Below are 18,672 nucleotides of genomic sequence, written 5' to 3'. Positions count from 1 at the left end.
GGGCCTATGTCGACAAGGGATACCGCGGCCACGACGCACAAAATCCCCGTCGCGTCTTCATCTCCGGCCAGAAGCGCGGCGTTTTCGGTGTCATCAAGCGCGAGCTGCGCCGCCGCTCCGCCATCGAGCCCATCATCGGACACCTGAAGGCGGAAGGCCACCTCGGGCGCTGCTACCTCAAAGGCCGCGCCGGCGATGCCGCCAACGTCGTCCTCTCAGCCGTCGGACACAACTTCCGCCGCATCCTCGCCTGGCTGAGATATCTCTTGTGCCTGTTCCTGGCCCAGCTATGGCGCACGCTCGCCCGGCCAGCCTCGATCAATCCGGCTTCTTAACGGACGACAATTTATCCTGAAGATGTCGTTTGGAGCGCGCCCCGTTCGACTGGATGTCGGCGACACAGCCGAACAACAGGAGTGAAGCGATGCAGTATCTGCTGATGATCTACCAGAACGAGGTCGAGTACGCGAAGGTTGACACGGGAACCACCCAGAAGATGTCGGCGGAGTATGAGGCCTTTACGCAATCCATCATCCGGAACGGCAATTTCAAGGCCGGCGATCGGCTCCGCCCGACCACGACCGCGACCACGGTGCGCGTGCGCGACGGCAAGACGCTGACGACCGACGGCCCGTTCGCGGAGACGCGCGAGCAGCTCGGCGGCTATTACCTGATCGAGGCGAAGGACCTCGACGCGGCGATCGAGATCGCGGCGCGGATTCCGAGCGCGCGTGTCGGTTCGATCGAGGTGCGGCCGATCTGGGTGTACGACAAGTGAGCAATGTCGTTCCGGGGCGGCCCAAAGGGCCGAACCCGGAACCTCGAGATTCCGGGTTCGTGCTTCGCACGCCCCGGAATGACGTGCAAAGCATCATTCAATGACCCCGAGCGAGATCGAAACCATCTTCCGCGACGAGGCGGGGCGGGCGCTGGCCACGCTGATCCGCCTCGTCGGCGATTTCGATCTCGCCGAGGACGCGCTGCAGGACGCGTTCGCGGTGGCGCTGGAGCGCTGGGCGGTGTGCGAGGTCCCTGACAATCCCCGCGCCTGGCTGGTCAATGTCGCCCGCAACAAGGCGATCGACCGCATCCGCCGCCAGGCCGTCTTCCGCGGCAAGCAGCAGGCGCTGGTGCATGAGCTCGAACTCAACGCACAAGGCACCGACGAGCCGCCGGCAACGCTTGACGACGACATGCTGCGACTGATCTTCACCTGTTGCCATCCCGCCTTCGCGCCCGAGGTCCAGGTCGCGCTGACGCTGCGCACCGTGTGCGGGCTCTCCACCGCGCAGGTCGCGCGCGCTTTCCTCGTTGGTGAGGAGGCGATGGCGCAGCGGCTGGTCCGCGCCAAGCAGAAGATCAGGCTTGCCGGCATTCCCTATGAGGTGCCGGAGCGCGAGGCGCTGGCGCCCAGGCTCAATGGCGTGCTCGCCGTGATCTATCTCGTCTTCACCGAAGGCTATGTCGCAACCTCGGGCGCAGATCTGATGCGGCCGGATCTCGCGACTGAGGCCATTCGGCTCGGCCGCTTGCTCGACCGGCTGATGCCCGGTCGCAGCGGCATCAAGGGCCTGCTCGCTCTGATGCTGCTGCATGATGCGCGGCGCGCCGGGCGCGAGACGGCCGCCGGCGACATCGTGCTGCTGGAAGAGCAGGATCGCACGCTCTGGGATCGCACGCAGATCGAGGAGGGCTCGCGTCTGGTTGACGAGGCGCTGCGCATACCCGGCCGGCCGCAAGCCTATGCGGTGCAGGCCGCGATCGCGGCGCTGCATGCGCGCGCGCCGAGCTTCGAGGCGACCGACTGGCCGCAGATTGCAGGGCTGTACGAGGTGCTGCTGCGCATCAACCCGTCGCCGGTGATCGAGCTGAACCACGCCGCGGCGGTGTCGATGGTCGACGGCCCGGCACGTGCGCTCGATCTCGTCGATGCGATCACCGCGCGCGGCGGGCTCGATGGCTATGAGCTGCTGCCCGCGGTGCGCGCGGATCTGTTGCGGCGGTTGGGGCGGAAGGAAGAGGCGCGTAAGGCCTATCGCGCGGCGACGGCGGCGACGCAGCTCGAGCCGTTGCGGCGGCTCTATGCGCGAAGGGTGAGGGAGATGGGGTAGTCGCCACACACTCCGTCATTGCGAGCGTAGCGAAGCAATCCAGACTGGCTCTGCAGAGACAGTCTGGATTGCTTCGTCGCAAGTGCTCCTCGCAATGACGGAGTGTGCGGCAGCCGCCGTCACTTCGACGCGACCGCCGTCCCATCCTGCGGCAGGCTCGCCAGCAGCGCCTGCAAGGTCGACAGCGTCGAATGATCCGCAACACCGTCGAGCCGCGCGGGACGGAAATGGCGCTGGAAGGCGGTGACGACCTCCATCGTCGCGGCGTCGTATTTGCCGTTGAGGGGAACGCCATAGCCGTACTTTGCGAGCGCCTGCTGCATGCTCAACACCGCGTCGCTGATGGTGCCGAGCATCAGGGTCTCGCCGCGCACGACCGGTGCCGGCGTGACCCAATGACCGACGCCGGAATTGGCCAGCGAATGCCACGGAAACTTTTCGCCGGGGTCCTTCTTGCGCGCGGGGGCGACGTCGGAATGGCCGAGCACCCGGTGCGCGGGTACCTTGCGGCGAAGCATGATGCCGCGGCACAGCGCGATCACGGCCGCGATCTGGCGCAGCGGAAACTCCGGATAGCCCCAGTCGTGACCGCGATTGACGATCTCGATGCCGATCGAGCAGGAATTGACGTCGTCCTCGCCGGCCCAGGACGAGACGCCGGCGTGCCAGGCGCGCTTGGCCTCGGGCACGCATTGCACGATGCGGCCGTCCTCCAGCACGACGTAATGCGCCGACACTTCGGTGCCCGCCGTGCACAGCCGCGCCAGCGCGCCTTCGACGTCGGGCATGCCGGTGTAGTGCAGCAGGATCATGTCCGCCTGCCGACCCTTGTTGCGCTCGCCATGGTTCGGCGAGGGGATGATGTCGGAGACGATCGAGGAATCCGGCTCGAACGTGCGCATGTTCGCCGCGGCCTTGGGAACCGGGAGGACGCGCTGACGCTTCGAATCAGATCCAGACGGCGAACCGGACGACATAGGCAGCTCAAGTCGGACAGGAGAGTGGGCCAAGCCCTTCTCTTTACTATTCCTTTACCCTCCGCCGTGCGCAATCGCGCGACGCGGTTAACGGATGCATTTTGAACAGGTGTGTGGATGAGGCATCACCATCGCCTCACCTTTTCGACTTGTAACGAGCCGATCAACGCTTTCTTAACGCTAAGGGCCGTTACTGAGAGATGAAGAGCCGACCCGCGTCCGGAGGCGGCCAAAGCGTATTTTGGCTCGAAATCCCATGGCTGCCCGACAAATTCCACTGGGAACTCTGGGTTTGGCGCCCGGGACGACCGGGCTCGGTAACCATGTTGGACTGGGGCTTGGTCGTGGAACCGCCGCGACGCGGAATCATTCGAGGCGTTATGGGCTGGTTCGCCCCCGATCTGTCATGGTCGTTCGGCAGGCGTGGCGCATGAGCACCGCTCCTCACATTCCCGTGCTTGGCCGCGAGGCCATCGATCATCTCGCTCCGCGCGCGGACGGCATCTATGTCGACGCCACCTTCGGCGCCGGCGGCTACAGCCGCGCCATCCTCGACGTACCGGGAACCCGGCTGATCGCGATCGACCGTGATCGCACCGCGATCGCAGGCGGTGCCGAGCTGGTCGCGCGCGCCGCGGGCCGGCTGACGCTGGTCGAAGACCGCTTCTCCAATCTCGCCGAGGTCTGTGCCGCGCAAGGCGTCGATGGCGTCGACGGCGTCGTGATGGATGTCGGCGTGTCCTCGATGCAGCTCGACCAGGCCGGCCGCGGCTTTTCGTTCCGCCTCGACGGCCCGCTCGACATGCGGATGGGACAGACGGGCCCGACCGCGGCCGACGTGGTCGCGCGTGCTTCGGAAGGCGATCTCGCCGACATCATTTATCAGCTCGGCGAGGAGCGGCAGTCGCGCCGCATCGCCCGCGCCATCGTCGCGGACCGGCAGGAGACGCCGTTCACGACGACGCGCGCGCTCGCCGATCTCATCGGCAGGATCGTGCGGTCCAAGCCCGGCGACATCCATCCCGCGACGCGGACGTTCCAGGCCCTGCGCATCTTCGTCAACGAAGAGCTCGACGAACTCCAGACCGCGCTCGCGGCCGCCGAGCGCGTGCTCAAGCCTGGCGGCCGCCTCGTCGTCGTCTCGTTCCATTCGCTGGAAGACCGCATCGTCAAGAATTTCCTTGCCGAGCGTTCCAAGACCGGCGGCGGCTCGCGGCATCTGCCGGAGGTGTCGCAGGCTGCGCCGAGCTTCCAGCTGCTGACGCGACGCCCGGTGGTCGCGGGCGACGAAGAAGTGGCGAACAATCCGCGCGCGCGTTCCGCCAAGCTGCGTGCCGCGGAGCGCACGACTGCACCTGCGCATGATGACGACGAGCAATCGCCCTGGCCGAAACTCTCCGACGTGATGAGGGGAGGCTAGCCCATGCGCATCATCCACCTCCTCGTCATCGGCGCGCTGATCTTCGCGGCGGCCTATGTCTATCGGATCAAGATGGACTCCACCGCGCGCACCGAGAAGGTGCTGCGGCTGCATGCGGAGATCCGCGAGCAGCGCGACGCGATCGCCTCGCTGCGCTCCGAATGGGCCAAGCTCGATGCGCCCTTGCGCCTGCAGGGCCTGTCCGAGCGCCATCTGCCGCTCAAGCCGGTCAACGGCACGCAATATGACTCGCTGAAGAATCTGCCCGAGCGTCCGCCGCGGATGTTCAGGCCCGGCGAGCCCGACCCGATCGGTGCCATGCTCAACACCATCGAAGCTGCGAGCGATCCTGACACCGTGACGGGCTCCGTGCCTCAGCCCGAGGACAAGCAATGAGCCCGGCAACGCCTGCAAAACCCACGGAAAAGCCGACCGAACCCTGGCGGCAGCGACTGATCCGCAGCCTGCTCTACGGGCGCAATGTCGACCGCGCGGCCAAGGCGCGCGCCCGCGTCGGTCTCGCGATGCTCGCATTCGCCTCGGTCTACGCCCTGATCGGCGGCCGGCTCGTGATGTTCGCGATCGGCGCCGACGCGCACAGTGCGCGCCGCGCGGCGTCGCAGGAGGTGGTCGCCACCGCGCGGCCCGACATCGTCGACCGCAACGGCGCGATCCTCGCGACCGACGTCAAGGCCTCGAGCCTGTTCGGCGAGCCGCGCCGCATCATCGACAAGGACGAGGCGATCGAGCTTCTGACCGCCACCGTGCCCGACCTCGACGAGGCCGAGGTGCGCGAGCGCCTCCGGACGCGCAAGGGTTTCGTCTGGCTCAAGCGCGAGGTCACGGCCAAGCAGCAGCAGGACATCCACAAGCTCGGCATTCCCGGCATCGGCTTCCTGCGCGAGAACAAGCGCGTCTATCCGACCGGCAATGAGGTCGCCCACCTCATCGGTCTCGTCAACATCGACAACCAGGGCATCGCCGGCATGGAGAAGTGGCTCGACAATCAGGGCCTGGCCGATCTCCACCGCGCGGGCTTTGCCACCGACCGGCTGCAGAAGCCGATCGAGCTCTCGATCGACCTGCGCGTCGAGCACGCGCTGCGCGACGAACTGCTCAAGGCCAAGGACAAGTTCCACGCCAAGGCCGCCTCCGGCATCGTCTCCAACGTCAAGACCGGCGAGATCGTCGCGATGGTCTCGCTGCCGGACTTCGATCCCAACAATCCGAAGGAAGCGCACGACCCCGACCGCATCAACCGCCTGACCACCGGCGTCTACGAGATGGGCTCGACCTTCAAGGCGTTCACGCTGGCGATGGCGCTCGACTCCGGAAAGATCAACCTGAACACGTCGTGGGATGCGCGCGGAAACCTGCACTACGGCAAGTTCACCATCCACGACAGCCATCCGCTCGGGCGCTTCATCAACACCAAGGAAGTGTTCACATACTCGTCCAACATCGGCGCCGCGCGGATCGCGCTCGGCCAGGGCGTCGAAGCGCACAAGGCGTTCCTCGCCAAGATGGGCCAGTTGACGCGCCTGCGCACCGAGCTTCCGGAGAGCGCGGCGCCGCTGGTGCCGCGGCGCTGGGGTGAGCTGAATACGGTGACCATCGCGTTTGGCCAAGGCATGTCGGTGGCGCCGCTGCAGGCGGTGATGGGTATCAACTCGCTGGTGAACGGCGGCTATCTGATCCCGCCGACCTTCATGAAGCGGACCCCCGAGGAAGCCGCGGCGCTAGCCAAGCGCGTGATCAAGACCGAGACCAGCGACAAGATGCGGTTCCTGATGCGGCTCAACGCCGAAATCGGCACCGCCAAGACCGCCGACATCAAGGGTTATTACGTCGGCGGCAAGACCGGCACGTCCGAAAAGGTCATCAACGGCCGCTATGCCAAAAAGCGCGTGCTCAACTCCTTCACCGCGATCATGCCCTGCGACGATCCGAAATATCAGATCCTGGTGATGCTGGACGAGCCGCAGGCGATCCCTGAGACGAAGGGTTTCATCACCTCGGGCTGGAACGCGGTGCCGACCGGCGGCAAGGTGATCGAGCGGATCGCGCCGCTGCTGGGCGTCGAGCCGCGGTTCGACCTGCCGCCGTCCGAGCGCCTTATTCTTGCAGCATCCAGGACAACCCAGTAATCAACCGGGGTGGCCATCGCCGGTGCTGATTCGGCTTTTCCTGACGATTCGGCTTCCCGGCGCGGCATGTCGACTGGAAGACCATGAAGCTGCGCGACCTCCTGGGTCAGGATATTTTGGGCAATGATGCCGCAATCGAGCCCGCCGTCGCGGCGCTCGAGGTGACGGGCGTTGCGCTCGATAGCCGCGCGGTCAAGCCCGGCGACCTCTTCTTCGCGCTGGCAGGCAGCAAGACCGACGGCGCCCGCTTCATCGATGCCGCAATTGCGGCAGGCGCGGTCGCCGTGGTCGGCGATCACGCGCCGGCCGCCTGCAAGGTGCCGTTCATCTCCGTCGCCAATCCGCGCCGCGCGCTGGCGCTGGCGGCGGCAAGATTCTTCCCGTCGCAGCCCGCGACCATCGCCGCGGTCACCGGCACCAGCGGCAAGACCTCGGTCGCCGCGTTCACGCGGCAGATCTGGGAGCGGCTCGGGCATGCCTCCGCCAGCATCGGAACCATCGGCCTCGTCTCGCCCAAGCGCACCGTCTATGGCTCGCTGACCACGCCGGATCCGATCGCGCTGCACCGGCAGCTCGATGAGATCGCGCGCGACGGCGTCACGCATCTCGCCTTCGAGGCGTCCTCGCACGGGCTCGACCAATATCGCCTTGACGGCGTGCGCGTCTCCGCCGGCGGCTTCACCAATCTCTCCCGCGACCACATGGACTACCATCCAACCGTCGCGCATTACCTTGCCGCAAAGCTCCGCCTGTTCCGTGAATTGGTGCCGCCCGGCGGTGCTGCCGTGATCTCGGCCGATCACGACTGCTCGGCGGAGACGATCGATGCCGCGACGTCGCGCCGCCTGCGCGTGATGGCGGTCGGGCGCAACGGCAATGGGGTAGGCGAGGGCATCCGTCTCACCGAGGCCGTGGTCGAGGGCTTTTCGCAAAAGCTGACGGTGCAACATCGCGGCAAGAGCTACGCGATCCGGCTGCCGCTGGTCGGTGAGTTCCAGATCGAGAATGCGCTGGTCTCGGCTGGTCTTGCCATCGGAACCGGCAGCGACGCCGCCGACGTGTTTGCCAGCCTCGAGCATCTCGAAGGCGCCAAGGGGCGGCTGGAGCGCGTCGGCGAGCGCAACGGCGCGCCGATCTTCGTCGACTACGCGCACAAGCCCGACGCGCTGGCAAAGGCGCTGCAGGCGCTGCGTCCCTATGCGAAGCGCAGGCTTATCGTCGTGTTCGGCGCCGGCGGCGACCGCGATGCCGGCAAGCGCCCGATCATGGGCGGGATTGCGGCCGAAAATGCCGACGGTGTCATCATCACCGACGACAATCCGCGCAGCGAGAAGCCGGAAGCGATCCGCGCTGCGATCCTCGCCGCGGCGAAAGGCGCGCGCGAGATCGGCGACCGCGCCGAGGCCATTCGCGTCGCGATCGAGGAACTGGAAGACGGCGATGCACTGCTCATCGCCGGTAAGGGCCACGAGACCGGGCAGATCGTCGGCAGCGAAGTGCTGCCCTTCAGTGATCACGAGGCGGTCGCCGCCGCACTAGCGTCGAGGGTTGCATGAGCGCGCCAATTTGGACGGTTGCCGAGGTCGCGCGTGCGCTGGGCGCCGCCGGATCATTTCCGGACACGCCGATCGACTTCGTCACCCAGGACAGCCGCCTAGTGAAACCGGGGAGCTTGTTCGTCGCGCTCAGCGGCACGCCGAGCGGCGGCTTCGTCTCGGCCTTCGCCAGCGCGCGCGACGGCTGGGAGTTTGCGGACAAGGCGGAAGCCGCAGGCGCGGTCGCGATGATCGTACCGCATGAGATCGCGGGCATCCGCATTCCCCAGATCGTCGTGAAGGACACGCTGACCGACGGCCTCTGGGGTCTCGCGCGCGCCGCCCGCGCGCGCTTCCACGGGCCGGTGATCGGCCTCACCGGCAGCGCCGGCAAGACCAGCACCAAGGAATTCCTGGCGGCCTATCCGAACGCCTATGCCAGCCCGTCGAGCTTCAACAATTTCTGGGGCGTGCCGCTGACGCTGTGCAATGCGAAGGCAGATGCCAGCCTGTGGGTCGTCGAAATGGGCATGAACCAGCGAGGCGAAATCGCGCGGCTCAGCGAACTCACGCGGCCGACGGTCGCGCTGGTCGTCAATGTCCAGCCCGTGCATCTGGAAAAGCTCGGCTCGCTCGAGGCCATCAGGCGCGAGAAGGTGTCGATCGCCGTCGGCCTGCCCGAGGACGGCGTGCTGGTGCTGCCCGCAGGGATCAAGGCGTCGGAGTGGAAGGGCAAGGTGGTGCGCTTCGGCGAGCATGCCGAGGTGCACGAGGTCGCGCATGCGCCGCACGGCGAGAGCTGGCAGGTCGTGGCCATGATCGGCAAGAAGGAGATCGCCTTCAGCCTGACGCCGGGCGCGCCGCATCGCGTCCAGAATGCGCTCGCCGCGCTCGCCTCGATCCGTGCCGCCAACCTCGATCCGGCGACGCTCGCGATCAAGCTCGATCGCGTCGGCATCATGACCGGCCGCGGCGTCGAGCAGGCGGTCGGCGGCATCACCGTGATCGACGACAGCTTCAACGGCAATCCGGCCAGCGTGGCTGCTGCGCTGCAAAGCCTGCAGGCACGCCACATGACGGGCGGTCGCCGCATCGCGGTGCTCGGCGACATGCTGGAGCTGGGCGATGACGCACCTGGCTATCACACCGGCCTCACCAAGTATCTCGACGGCATCGACGGCGTCTATTGCGTCGGTCCCCTGATGCGCAACCTCTATGACGTGCTGCCATCAGGCAAGGGCCTCGGCTGGCACGACGATCCCGCCACGCTGAAGCCGGGCGAGGTCGCAAGCCTGCTGCAGGCAGGCGATGTCGTGGTTGTCAAGGGCAGCAAGAAGATGTTCTGGGTCAACAAGTTTGTGCCGGGCCTAGTGGCCGCCTTGCAGGCAAAGGCGTAAACTGCTTGGAAGGCGCAGTTCCCAATCCACCGTTTGCGGCACCAAGCCGTCCATTGAGGTCGCCCGACCCATGATGAAGCGAATGCGCGTGAGGCACGTCGGGGCCAGGAACAAGGCCGCGTGCGAAAGGCGCCATAGGACCGTCTGAATGTTTTACTGGCTGATCGAGCTCTCCAATACATTTCCGAGCCTGGGTGCGTTTCGCACCCTCCTGAACGTATTCCGCTACATCACCTTCCGCACCGGCGGCGCGATCGTCACCGGCGCGCTGTTCGTGTTCCTGTTCGGGCCCTGGATCATCGACCACTTGCGCATCCGCCAGGGCAAGGGCCAGCCGATCCGCGCTGACGGCCCGCAATCGCATCTGAGCAAGAAGGGCACGCCCACCATGGGCGGCCTGATGATCCTGTCCGGCCTCACGGTCGGCACCGTGCTGTGGGCCAATCCGCTCAATCCCTATGTCTGGATCGTGCTCGCCGTGACGCTCGGCTTCGGCTTCGTCGGCTTCTACGACGACTACCTCAAGGTGACCAAGCAGACCACGACCGGTTTCGGCGGCAAGCTCCGCCTGCTGATCGAGGCGGCGATCGCGCTGGTCGCCTGCTACGCGCTGGTGCGGCTGAACCGCGATCCCGCGTCGACCGCGCTGACGGTTCCTTTCTTGAAGGACACGGTGCTGCATTTCGGCTGGTTCTTCGTCGTCTTCGGCGCCTTCGTCATCGTCGGCGCCGGCAATGCGGTGAACCTCACCGACGGCCTCGACGGCCTCGCCATCGTGCCCGTGATGATCGCGACCGCGAGCTTTGCGATGATCGCCTATCTCGCCGGCAACGCCGTGTTCGCCGATTATCTGCAGATCAAATATGTCGCGGGTACCGGCGAGCTCGCGGTGCTTTGCGGCGCGCTGCTGGGGGCCGGTCTCGGTTTTCTCTGGTTCAACGCGCCGCCGGCCTCGATCTTCATGGGCGACACCGGCTCGCTCGCGCTCGGCGGCATGCTGGGCGCGATCGCGGTCGCGGTGAAGCACGAGATCGTGCTCGCGGTGATCGGCGGCCTGTTCGTGCTTGAGGCGGTCTCCGTCATCGTGCAGGTGGTGTCGTTCAAGCTCACGGGAAAACGCATCTTCCGCATGGCGCCGATCCATCACCATTTCGAGCAGCTCGGCTGGACCGAGCCGCAGATCGTGATCCGGTTCTGGATCATCTCGGTGATGCTGGCGCTCGCCGGCCTGTCGACGCTGAAGCTGCGCTGACGGTATCACGATGATCCCCGTCACATCCTTCGCCGGCAAGACGGTCGCCGTGTTTGGCCTCGGCGGCTCAGGGCTCGCCTCCTGCCATGCTTTGAAAGCGGGCGGTGCCGAGGTGATCGCCGCCGACGACAATGCGGAGAACGTCGCCAAGGCCGCGCAGGCCGGTTTCATCACTGCCGACTTGCGCAACGTCTCCTGGGCGAACTTTGCAGCCCTCGTGCTCGCCCCCGGCGTGCCGCTGACGCATCCGGTGCCGCACTGGAGCGTACTGAAGGCGCGAGAAGCCGGCGTCGAGGTCATTGGCGACATCGAGCTGTTCTGCCGCGAACGGCGGCGCCATGCGCCGAACGCGCCGTTCGTCGCCATCACCGGCACCAACGGCAAGTCGACGACGACGGCGCTGATCGCTCACTTAACGAAAGTCGCGGGCTACGATACCCAGATGGGCGGCAATATCGGCACCGCGATCCTGTCGCTGGAGCCGCCGCGCATGGGCCGCGTCCACGTCATCGAGATGTCGTCCTACCAGATCGACCTCACGCCCTCGCTCGATCCCTCGGTCGGCATTTTGCTGAATGTCAGCGAGGACCATATCGATCGTCACGGCACGCTCGCGCATTATGCCGCGGTCAAGGAGCGTCTCGTTGCCGGCGTGCAGGCGGGCGGCACCTCGATCGTCGGTGTTGATGACGGCTATTGCCGCGACATCGCCGACCGGCTCGACCGCGCCGGCAAGAATGTGGTGCGCATCTCCGTCAAGAATCCGCTGGCGAGCGGCATTTATTTCGAGCACGGCAACATCGTGCGCGCCTCGGGCGGTGCCCGCAGCGAGGTCGCCGCGCTCGGCGGTATCGGGTCGCTGCGCGGCCTGCACAACGCGCAGAACGCAGCCTGCGCCGCCGCCGCCGCGCTCGCGATGGGCATCAGCCAGGACGTGCTTCAAAATGGCCTGCGCAGTTTTCCGGGGCTGGCGCACCGCATGGAGCAGGTCGGTCGCCGCGGCAACGTGCTGTTCGTCAACGATTCCAAGGGCACCAACGCGGACGCCACCGCGCATGCGCTGTCGTCCTTTGCCGACATCTTCTGGATCGCCGGTGGCAAGCCGAAGGCGGGTGGCATCACTGGCCTCACCGGCTTCTTCCCGCGCATCCGCAATGCCTATCTGATCGGTGAGGCCGCGGAGGAGTTTTCGGGAACGCTCGGCACGGTCGCGCACGAGATCAGCCAGACGCTCGACGTCGCCGTCGAGCACGCCGCGCGCGATGCGGAGGCATCGGGGCTTGCTGACGCCGTCGTGCTGCTGTCGCCCGCCTGCGCCTCGTTCGACCAGTACCGCAATTTCGAGATCCGCGGCGCCAAGTTCCGCGAACTCGTGCAGGCGCTGCCGGGTGTGAAGCCGGTGGTGTGAGGTGCGTAGGATGGGTAGAGCGAAGCGAAACCCATCGTCACTCCCACGGATTTGATGGGTTTCGCTTCGCTCTACCCATCTACAATTCCAAACATCCGCAGTTCCTTAACCCCCCGGTAACCAACCTCGGCGACCAATGGACGGACCTCTGTCCGAAAGCGGCCGCCCATGCTCTCCCGTGAAGAACGCACCCCCTTTTCCGAGTGGTGGTGGACCGTCGACAAGCCGCTGATGGGCGCCATCCTGGCCTTGATGCTGACCGGCGTCATCCTGTCGCTGGCGGCGAGCCCGCCGGTTGCGACCCGCATCGGGCTCGATCCCTTCCACTTCTTCAGCCGTCACGTGATGTTCCTGGCGCCGTCCTTCATGGTGCTGCTCGGGGTGTCCTTCCTGTCGCCGCGCGCGATCCGCCGCTCGGCGCTGATCATCTTCACCGTCAGCATCATCCTGATCGTGGTGACGCTCGCGATCGGCCCCGAGGTGAAGGGCTCGCGGCGCTGGATCACGCTGCTCGGCGTCAACATCCAGGCCTCCGAAATCGCAAAGCCGTCCTTCGTCGTCATCGCGGCCTGGCTGTTCGCGGAATCGACCAAGCGGCCGGAGATGCCGGCGACCTCGATGGCGCTGGTGCTGCTTCTGATGCTGGTGTCGCTGCTGGTGATGGAGCCGGACTTCGGCCAGACCATGCTGATCCTGATGGTGTGGGGCTCGCTGTTCTTCATCGCGGGCATGCGCATGATCTGGGTGTTCGGCCTTGCTGGCGCCGCTGCCGCCGGCCTGTTCAGCGCCTATCTGTTCGTTCCGCATGTGGCGGGGCGCATCAAGCGCTTCATGAATCCGGCCTCGGGCGACACCTTCCAGGTCGATACCGCGATGGAGGCCTTCTACAACGGCGGCTGGCTCGGCCTCGGGCCGGGCGAGGGCATCGCCAAGCGCAGCCTGCCGGACAGCCACACCGACTTCGTGTTCGCGGTCGCCGCCGAAGAGTTCGGCATCGTCCTGTGTCTTGCGATGCTGACGCTGTTCGCCTTCGTCGTTATCCGCACGCTGTCGCGCGCCTATGCCAATGAGGACATGTTCTCGCGCTTTGCGGCCTCGGGCCTTGCGATCCTGTTCGGCGTGCAGGCGGCGATCAACATGTCGGTGAACCTGCAGCTCATTCCCGCCAAGGGCATGACGCTACCGTTCATCTCCTATGGCGGCTCCTCGATCGTCTCGCTGTCTTATGGTGTCGGCATGATGCTGGCGCTGACACGGCTGCGTCCGCGCACCGAGGTCGAGGCCAGCGGCCACGCCGAGGCGATGCGGAGTTACGCGTAACAGGTCTCGTGTCCCGGACCAGCTCCGCGAAGCGGAGCGCAGAGCCGGGACCCAGAATGCCGCGCGCATGGGCCCCGGTTCAGCAGCGCACCACGCCGCAAGGTGCGGCGTACTGCGCTGCGCCCGGGGCACGTGCACCGTGTTGCCGGCTCGCAATGACGAAAAAGTCCTTGTAAGACTATTTGCCATGGACACCTCCCCCCTGATTCTTCTCGCCGCGGGCGGCACCGGCGGCCATCTGTTTCCGGCCGAGGCGCTCGGCGTCGAGCTGATCCGGCGCGGCTTTCGCGTCCGCCTCGTCACCGACGAGCGCGCGCTGCGCTATAGCGGGCTGTTCAGCAAGGACATGATCGACGTCGTCAGAAGCGAGACCGCGCGCGGCCGCAATCCGCTCCAGCTCGCCTATGCCGGCCTCACGCTCGCCGTCGGAACGCTGTCGGCCTACAGCCTGATCAAGCGATTGAAGCCGGCGGCCGTCGTCGGCTTCGGCGGCTATCCGACGCTGCCGCCGCTGGTCGCGGCGAAATTCGCCGGCGTGCCCGGCATCATCCACGACGCCAATGCGGTGCTCGGCCGTGCCAACCGGTTCCTGTCGCGCCGTGTCCGTGCCATCGCGACATCCTTGCCCGGCGTGCTCGACCGCGATCCGGCGCTGTCGGCTAAGACCACGACGGTCGGCACGCCGATGCGGCCAGCGATCCTCGCGGCGGCTGCAGTGCAATACACTGCGCCCGAAACCAACGGTCCGCTGCGCCTGCTCGTCGTCGGCGGCAGCCAGGGCGCGCGCATCATGGCCGACATCGTCCCCGGCGCGATCGAGCGGCTCGAGCCTGCGCTGTGGAGCCGTCTCATCCTCACCCAGCAGGTGCGCGAAGAGGACATGGCGCGCGTCCGCGCGGTGTACGACAAGCTCAAGATCAAGTTCGAGCTCGCGCCGTTCTTCACCGACTTGCCGGCGCGGCTCGCCTCCAACCATCTGATCGTGTCGCGCTCCGGCGCCGGCACCGTCGCTGAGCTTGCCGCCATCGGCCGGCCCTCGATCCTGGTGCCGCTGCCGGGCTCGATCGACCAGGACCAGTTCGCCAATGCCGGCGTGCTGGCCAAGGTCGATGGCGCCATCCGCATCCCGCAGACTGAGTTCACCTCGGACCGCCTCGCCGCCGAAATCTCCGGCTTCGCCGCCGAGCCGGCGCGCCTTGCCGCGATGGCCGCGGCCGCGAAGGGGGCAGGGCGGCTCGATGCCGCCGAGCGGCTGGCCGATCTGGTGGTCAAAGTCGCGGGAATCTGACGCGAAAAAGCCCTTGTCATGGCCTTCCAAAGCGGGGCATCCAGTAGGAAGGGCGCGCGGCTGATTTGGCCGTGACCTTCGCCAGATGCCGCCTTTCCGGCGGCAAGGTCAGGGAACAGAGCATGAGACTGCCGCGCGAGATCGGACCCATCCACTTCGTCGGGATCGGCGGGATCGGCATGAGCGGCATCGCCGAGGTGCTGGTCAATCTCGGCTATGCCGTGCAGGGCTCGGACGCCTCCGACAATTACAATCTCGATCGTCTGCGCAAGAAGGGCGCGAAGGTATCGGTCGGCCACAAGGCCGAGAATGTCGATGGTGCCGAGGTCGTCGTCGTCTCCACCGCGATCAAGCGCGACAATCCGGAACTGATGGCGGCGCGCGAGCGCCGCATTCCCGTGGTGCGCCGCGCCGAGATGCTGGCCGAGCTGATGCGGCTGAAGAGCTGCGTCGCCATCGCCGGCACCCACGGCAAGACCACGACGACCACGATGGTCGCAACGCTGCTCGATGCCGGCGGGCTCGATCCCACCGTGATCAACGGCGGCATCATCAATGCCTATGGCTCCAACGCGCGTCTGGGGGCCGGCGACTGGATGGTGGTGGAAGCCGACGAGAGCGACGGCACGTTCCTGAAGCTGCCGACGGACGTGGCGATCGTCACCAATGTCGACCCAGAGCATCTCGATCACTTCAAGACCTTCGACGCCGTGCAGGATGCGTTCCGTCATTTCGTCGAGAACCTGCCGTTCTACGGCTTTGCCGTGATGTGCATCGACCATCCCGTGGTGCAGAGCCTCGTCGGCAAAATCGAGGACCGCCGCATCATCACCTATGGTGAGAACCCGCAGGCCGATGCGCGGCTGCTTGACCTCACTCCGATGGGCGGCGGATCGAAGTTCAAGGTCGCCTTCCGCGATCGCAAGACCGGCAACGTGCACGAGATCGCCGATCTCATGCTGCCGATGCCGGGCCGCCACAACGCCTCCAACGCAACGGCCGCGATCGCGGTCGCGCGCGAGCTCGGTGTCTCCGACGACGCGATCCGCAAGGCCATCGCGGGCTTCGGCGGCGTCAAGCGCCGGTTCACCAAGACCGGCGAATGGAACGGCGTCACCGTGATCGACGATTACGGCCATCACCCCGTCGAGATTGCGGCGGTGCTGAAGGCAGCGCGGGAATCCACCAACGGCAAGATCATCGCCGTGGTGCAGCCGCACCGCTACACCCGTCTGCAATCGCTGTTCGAGGAATTCTGCACCTGCTTCAACGATGCCGACGCGGTTGTCGTCGCCGACGTCTATGCCGCCGGCGAAGCGCCGATCGAAGGCATCGACCGCGATCATTTCGTTGCCGGCCTGCGCGCGCACGGCCACCGCGAGGTGATCCCGCTGCCGGCGGCCTCGGAGCTCGCGGGCATCGTCAAGGGATCGGCGAAGCCCGGCGATCTCGTCGTGTGCCTTGGCGCCGGCAACATCACGCAATGGGCGTATGCGCTGCCCGGCGAATTGAAGGCGCTGGGGTAAGGCTGTGAGCTTCCCCGACATCACCCCTTCACTCAAAGCCGCGATGCCGGACCTGCGCGGCCGGCTGCTGGCGAACCAGTCGCTGGCCGAGCTGACCTGGTTTCGCGTCGGCGGTCCTGCGCAGGTGCTGTTCACGCCCGCGGACGAGGACGATCTCGCTTATTTCCTCGCGCATCTTGCCGCCGACATTCCCGTCTATGTCATCGGTGTCGGCTCCAACCTGATCGTACGCGACGGCGGCATTGCCGGCGTGGTGATCCGTCTTGCGCCGCGCGCCTTCGGCGAGGCGACCGCGAGTGGCGACATCGTCACCGCGGGCACTGCCGCGCTCGACAAGCGCGTGGCGGAGGTGGCGGCGTCCGCCAATATCGGCGGGCTCGAATTCTTCTTCGGCATTCCCGGCACGATCGGCGGCGCCCTGCGCATGAATGCGGGCGCCAATGGCGGCGAGACCAAGGACGTGCTGATCGAGGCGAGGGGCGTCGGTCGCGACGGCACCAAGCATGTCTTATCCAAAGCCGAGATGAAGTTCGTCTATCGCAGCAGCGGCGTCGATCCCTCCGTCATCTTCACCTCCGCGCGCTTTCGCGGCGAGATCAAGGACACTGATGCAATCCGCGCGCGCATGGCGGAGGTGCAAAGCCATCGCGAGAGCGCGCAGCCGATCCGCGAAAAGACCGGCGGCTCGACCTTCAAGAATCCGCCGGGCCATTCCGCCTGGAAGCTGGTCGATGCGGCCGGCTGCCGCGGCTTGCGCGTAGGCGGCGCGCAGGTGTCCGAGATGCACTGCAATTTCCTGATCAACACCGGCGATGCCACCGCGCACGACATCGAGACGCTGGGCGAGACCGTGCGTGAGCGCGTGAAGGCGAATTCCGGAATTGAGCTGCACTGGGAAATCAAGCGGATCGGGGTTTCATGATCGCCGTCATTCCGGGGCTCGCGAAGCGAGAGCTAAGATGCGCAATTGCGCATCAGAGAATCCATAACCACGATCGGGAGTATGGATTCCGGGCCTGCGCCTTGCGGCGCATCCCGGAATGACGAAGCAGATAGGTAATTGAGAACATGCGCATCACCATCCTCTTCGGCGGCTCCAACCGCGAGCGTCTGGTTTCGGTCGCCTCGGCGCAGGCGCTGCATCAGGCACTGCCCGACGCTGACCTCTGGTGGTGGGACGTCGAGGACAAGGTGCATGTGGTGCAGTCCAGGCAGTTGCTCGAGCATGCCCGCCCGTTCGAGGACGAGTTCAAGCCGGGCACATCCGGCATCTCGCTCGCGCAGGCGCTGGACAAGGCCAAGGCGGAAGATCGCGTGCTCGTGCTCGGGCTGCATGGTGGAAGCGCCGAGAATGGCGAATTGCAGGTGATGTGCGAGGCGCGCGGTGTGCCGTTCACCGGCTCTGGCTCGGCCTCCTCGCATCTCGCCTTCGATAAGATCGCGGCCAAGCGCTTTGCTGCGCTTGGCGGCGTCACGCCGCCGGCCAACGTCGCGCTCGATGACATCGACGAGGCCTTCGCCGAATATGGACGGCTGATCGCAAAGCCTGCGCGCGACGGGTCGAGCTACGGCCTGATCTTCGTCAATGCCAAGCAGGACCTCGTCGCCGTCCGCAACGCGGCGAAGCAGGAAGAGTACGTGATCGAGCCCTACATCGCCGGCGTCGAGGCGACCTGCGGCGTGCTGGAGCGCACCGATGGCACGATCATCGCGCTGCCGCCGATCGAGATCATTCCGGGCGAGGGCAGTTTCGACTACGCCGCAAAGTATCTCCTGAAGTCGACCCAGGAGATCTGCCCCGGCCGTTTTTCGCCCGAGATCACCTTAGCGCTCAAGGAGCAGGCGATGCTGGCGCACCGGGCGATGTCCTGCACCGGCTATTCCCGCTCGGACTTCATCGTCTCAGAGCGGGGCCTGTTCTATCTCGAAACCAACACGCTGCCCGGGCTGACCAAGTCGTCGCTCTACCCCAAGGCGCTGAAAGCCGAGGGCATCGACTTCGTCGAGTTCCTGCATGGGCTGATCGAGCTCGCCGTGCCCGGCGTGCGGAAATAATTAGGACTGGTTAACGGCCGGACGGGCGAAACGGCCCGGTTTGGGGCCCAAATCCGGTAAAATGCCGGACATCGCGGCATAAATACCTCACATGGCTGGGCAAAAAGCGTCCGGCGTTAACGAAGTTTACCTTTTGTTTACCAGGACATCCGAAGGTTAACGCTGGCGGCGCACATGGCGCTTTGGCTGCCGGCGCGTGAGCTGTGGCGGGTGATGTCACCTCCAGCGAACGCTTT

16 protein-coding genes are annotated in these 18,672 nt (G+C 66.1%); 15 read left to right on the top strand and 1 reads right to left on the bottom strand.

Annotated elements, in window-relative coordinates:
- From IQ16_RS27600 to IQ16_RS27590, 3 genes are all read left to right on the top strand, one after another.
- On the top strand, positions 1 to 335 hold a 335-nt coding region (locus IQ16_RS27600), incomplete at its 5' end, for a transposase (RefSeq protein ID WP_488226074.1).
- Positions 336 to 424: 89 nt separating this feature from the next.
- Positions 425 to 778: a YciI family protein gene (locus IQ16_RS27595; RefSeq protein WP_026311694.1), complete on the top strand. Its 354-nt coding sequence runs from the start codon at positions 425 to 427 to the stop codon at positions 776 to 778.
- A 100-nt stretch (positions 779 to 878) separates the two neighbouring features.
- Complete coding sequence (locus tag IQ16_RS27590; protein WP_018640947.1) at positions 879 to 2,111, top strand: RNA polymerase sigma factor; 1,233 nt, start codon at positions 879 to 881, stop codon at positions 2,109 to 2,111.
- 119 nt (positions 2,112 to 2,230) lie between these two features.
- Here the strand turns inward: IQ16_RS27590 and IQ16_RS27585 are convergent, their stop codons facing one another.
- Entirely contained in the window at positions 2,231 to 3,013 is a 783-nt protein-coding gene (locus IQ16_RS27585) for an N-acetylmuramoyl-L-alanine amidase (RefSeq protein WP_035665816.1), read from the bottom strand.
- 505 nt (positions 3,014 to 3,518) lie between these two features.
- Between IQ16_RS27585 and rsmH the strand changes: the two genes are divergently transcribed.
- From rsmH to IQ16_RS27525, 12 genes are all read left to right on the top strand, one after another.
- On the top strand, positions 3,519 to 4,508 hold the full coding sequence (gene rsmH, locus IQ16_RS27580) for a 16S rRNA (cytosine(1402)-N(4))-methyltransferase RsmH (RefSeq protein ID WP_026311692.1): 990 nt from the start codon (positions 3,519 to 3,521) through the stop codon (positions 4,506 to 4,508).
- Positions 4,509 to 4,511: 3 nt separating this feature from the next.
- Positions 4,512 to 4,904 (top strand): cell division protein FtsL, encoded by a 393-nt coding sequence (gene ftsL / locus IQ16_RS27575; protein ID WP_018640944.1) that lies wholly within the window; start codon positions 4,512 to 4,514, stop codon positions 4,902 to 4,904.
- Positions 4,901 to 6,655 (top strand): peptidoglycan D,D-transpeptidase FtsI family protein, encoded by a 1,755-nt coding sequence (locus IQ16_RS27570; RefSeq protein WP_018640943.1) that lies wholly within the window; start codon positions 4,901 to 4,903, stop codon positions 6,653 to 6,655. The genes ftsL and IQ16_RS27570 overlap by 4 nt, the downstream gene beginning before the upstream one ends.
- A gap of 83 nt (positions 6,656 to 6,738) precedes the next feature.
- Positions 6,739 to 8,211: a UDP-N-acetylmuramoyl-L-alanyl-D-glutamate--2,6-diaminopimelate ligase gene (locus IQ16_RS27565; protein ID WP_018640942.1), complete on the top strand. Its 1,473-nt coding sequence runs from the start codon at positions 6,739 to 6,741 to the stop codon at positions 8,209 to 8,211.
- Positions 8,208 to 9,587 carry a UDP-N-acetylmuramoyl-tripeptide--D-alanyl-D-alanine ligase gene (locus IQ16_RS27560; RefSeq protein ID WP_018640941.1) on the top strand — a complete coding sequence of 460 codons (1,380 nt, stop codon included), beginning with the start codon at positions 8,208 to 8,210 and terminating at the stop codon, positions 9,585 to 9,587. Before IQ16_RS27565 ends, IQ16_RS27560 begins: the two co-directional genes overlap by 4 nt.
- 148 nt (positions 9,588 to 9,735) lie before the next feature.
- On the top strand, positions 9,736 to 10,839 hold the full coding sequence (gene mraY / locus IQ16_RS27555) for a phospho-N-acetylmuramoyl-pentapeptide-transferase (RefSeq protein WP_018640940.1): 1,104 nt from the start codon (positions 9,736 to 9,738) through the stop codon (positions 10,837 to 10,839).
- A gap of 10 nt (positions 10,840 to 10,849) precedes the next feature.
- Positions 10,850 to 12,247 (top strand): UDP-N-acetylmuramoyl-L-alanine--D-glutamate ligase, encoded by a 1,398-nt coding sequence (gene murD, locus IQ16_RS27550; RefSeq protein WP_018640939.1) that lies wholly within the window; start codon positions 10,850 to 10,852, stop codon positions 12,245 to 12,247.
- Between the two features lie 168 nt (positions 12,248 to 12,415).
- Positions 12,416 to 13,567 carry a putative lipid II flippase FtsW gene (ftsW, locus tag IQ16_RS27545; RefSeq protein ID WP_018640938.1) on the top strand — a complete coding sequence of 384 codons (1,152 nt, stop codon included), beginning with the start codon at positions 12,416 to 12,418 and terminating at the stop codon, positions 13,565 to 13,567.
- A 187-nt stretch (positions 13,568 to 13,754) separates the two neighbouring features.
- Positions 13,755 to 14,855 (top strand): undecaprenyldiphospho-muramoylpentapeptide beta-N-acetylglucosaminyltransferase, encoded by a 1,101-nt coding sequence (gene murG / locus IQ16_RS27540; RefSeq protein ID WP_018640937.1) that lies wholly within the window; start codon positions 13,755 to 13,757, stop codon positions 14,853 to 14,855.
- A gap of 122 nt (positions 14,856 to 14,977) precedes the next feature.
- Positions 14,978 to 16,381, top strand: coding sequence for a UDP-N-acetylmuramate--L-alanine ligase (gene murC / locus IQ16_RS27535; RefSeq protein ID WP_020607781.1), 1,404 nt, complete (start codon positions 14,978 to 14,980; stop codon positions 16,379 to 16,381).
- 4 nt (positions 16,382 to 16,385) lie between these two features.
- Positions 16,386 to 17,303 (top strand): UDP-N-acetylmuramate dehydrogenase, encoded by a 918-nt coding sequence (murB, locus tag IQ16_RS27530; protein ID WP_018640935.1) that lies wholly within the window; start codon positions 16,386 to 16,388, stop codon positions 17,301 to 17,303.
- 146 nt (positions 17,304 to 17,449) lie between these two features.
- Positions 17,450 to 18,436 (top strand): D-alanine--D-alanine ligase family protein, encoded by a 987-nt coding sequence (locus tag IQ16_RS27525; RefSeq protein ID WP_018640934.1) that lies wholly within the window; start codon positions 17,450 to 17,452, stop codon positions 18,434 to 18,436.
- The last annotated feature ends 236 nt before the right edge of the window (positions 18,437 to 18,672 follow it).

Source organism: Bradyrhizobium huanghuaihaiense (genome assembly GCF_007830635.1).
Classification (GTDB): Bacteria; Pseudomonadota; Alphaproteobacteria; order Rhizobiales; family Xanthobacteraceae; genus Bradyrhizobium; species Bradyrhizobium huanghuaihaiense.
This window is presented reverse-complemented; position numbering and strand designations above follow the sequence as displayed.

Coding starts and splice junctions, on each gene's coding strand:
- ftsW (WP_018640938.1), top strand. CDS start 12,416: ATGCTCTCCCGTGAAGAACGCACCCCCTTTTCCGAGTGGTGGTGGACC.
- IQ16_RS27560 (WP_018640941.1), top strand. CDS start 8,208: ATGAGCGCGCCAATTTGGACGGTTGCCGAGGTCGCGCGTGCGCTGGGC.
- rsmH (WP_026311692.1), top strand. CDS start 3,519: ATGAGCACCGCTCCTCACATTCCCGTGCTTGGCCGCGAGGCCATCGAT.
- murG (WP_018640937.1), top strand. CDS start 13,755: ATGGACACCTCCCCCCTGATTCTTCTCGCCGCGGGCGGCACCGGCGGC.
- IQ16_RS27570 (WP_018640943.1), top strand. CDS start 4,901: ATGAGCCCGGCAACGCCTGCAAAACCCACGGAAAAGCCGACCGAACCC.
- ftsL (WP_018640944.1), top strand. CDS start 4,512: ATGCGCATCATCCACCTCCTCGTCATCGGCGCGCTGATCTTCGCGGCG.
- IQ16_RS27565 (WP_018640942.1), top strand. CDS start 6,739: ATGAAGCTGCGCGACCTCCTGGGTCAGGATATTTTGGGCAATGATGCC.
- IQ16_RS27590 (WP_018640947.1), top strand. CDS start 879: ATGACCCCGAGCGAGATCGAAACCATCTTCCGCGACGAGGCGGGGCGG.
- IQ16_RS27525 (WP_018640934.1), top strand. CDS start 17,450: ATGCGCATCACCATCCTCTTCGGCGGCTCCAACCGCGAGCGTCTGGTT.
- IQ16_RS27595 (WP_026311694.1), top strand. CDS start 425: ATGCAGTATCTGCTGATGATCTACCAGAACGAGGTCGAGTACGCGAAG.
- mraY (WP_018640940.1), top strand. CDS start 9,736: ATGTTTTACTGGCTGATCGAGCTCTCCAATACATTTCCGAGCCTGGGT.
- IQ16_RS27585 (WP_035665816.1), bottom strand. CDS start 3,013: ATGCGCACGTTCGAGCCGGATTCCTCGATCGTCTCCGACATCATCCCC.
- murD (WP_018640939.1), top strand. CDS start 10,850: ATGATCCCCGTCACATCCTTCGCCGGCAAGACGGTCGCCGTGTTTGGC.
- murC (WP_020607781.1), top strand. CDS start 14,978: ATGAGACTGCCGCGCGAGATCGGACCCATCCACTTCGTCGGGATCGGC.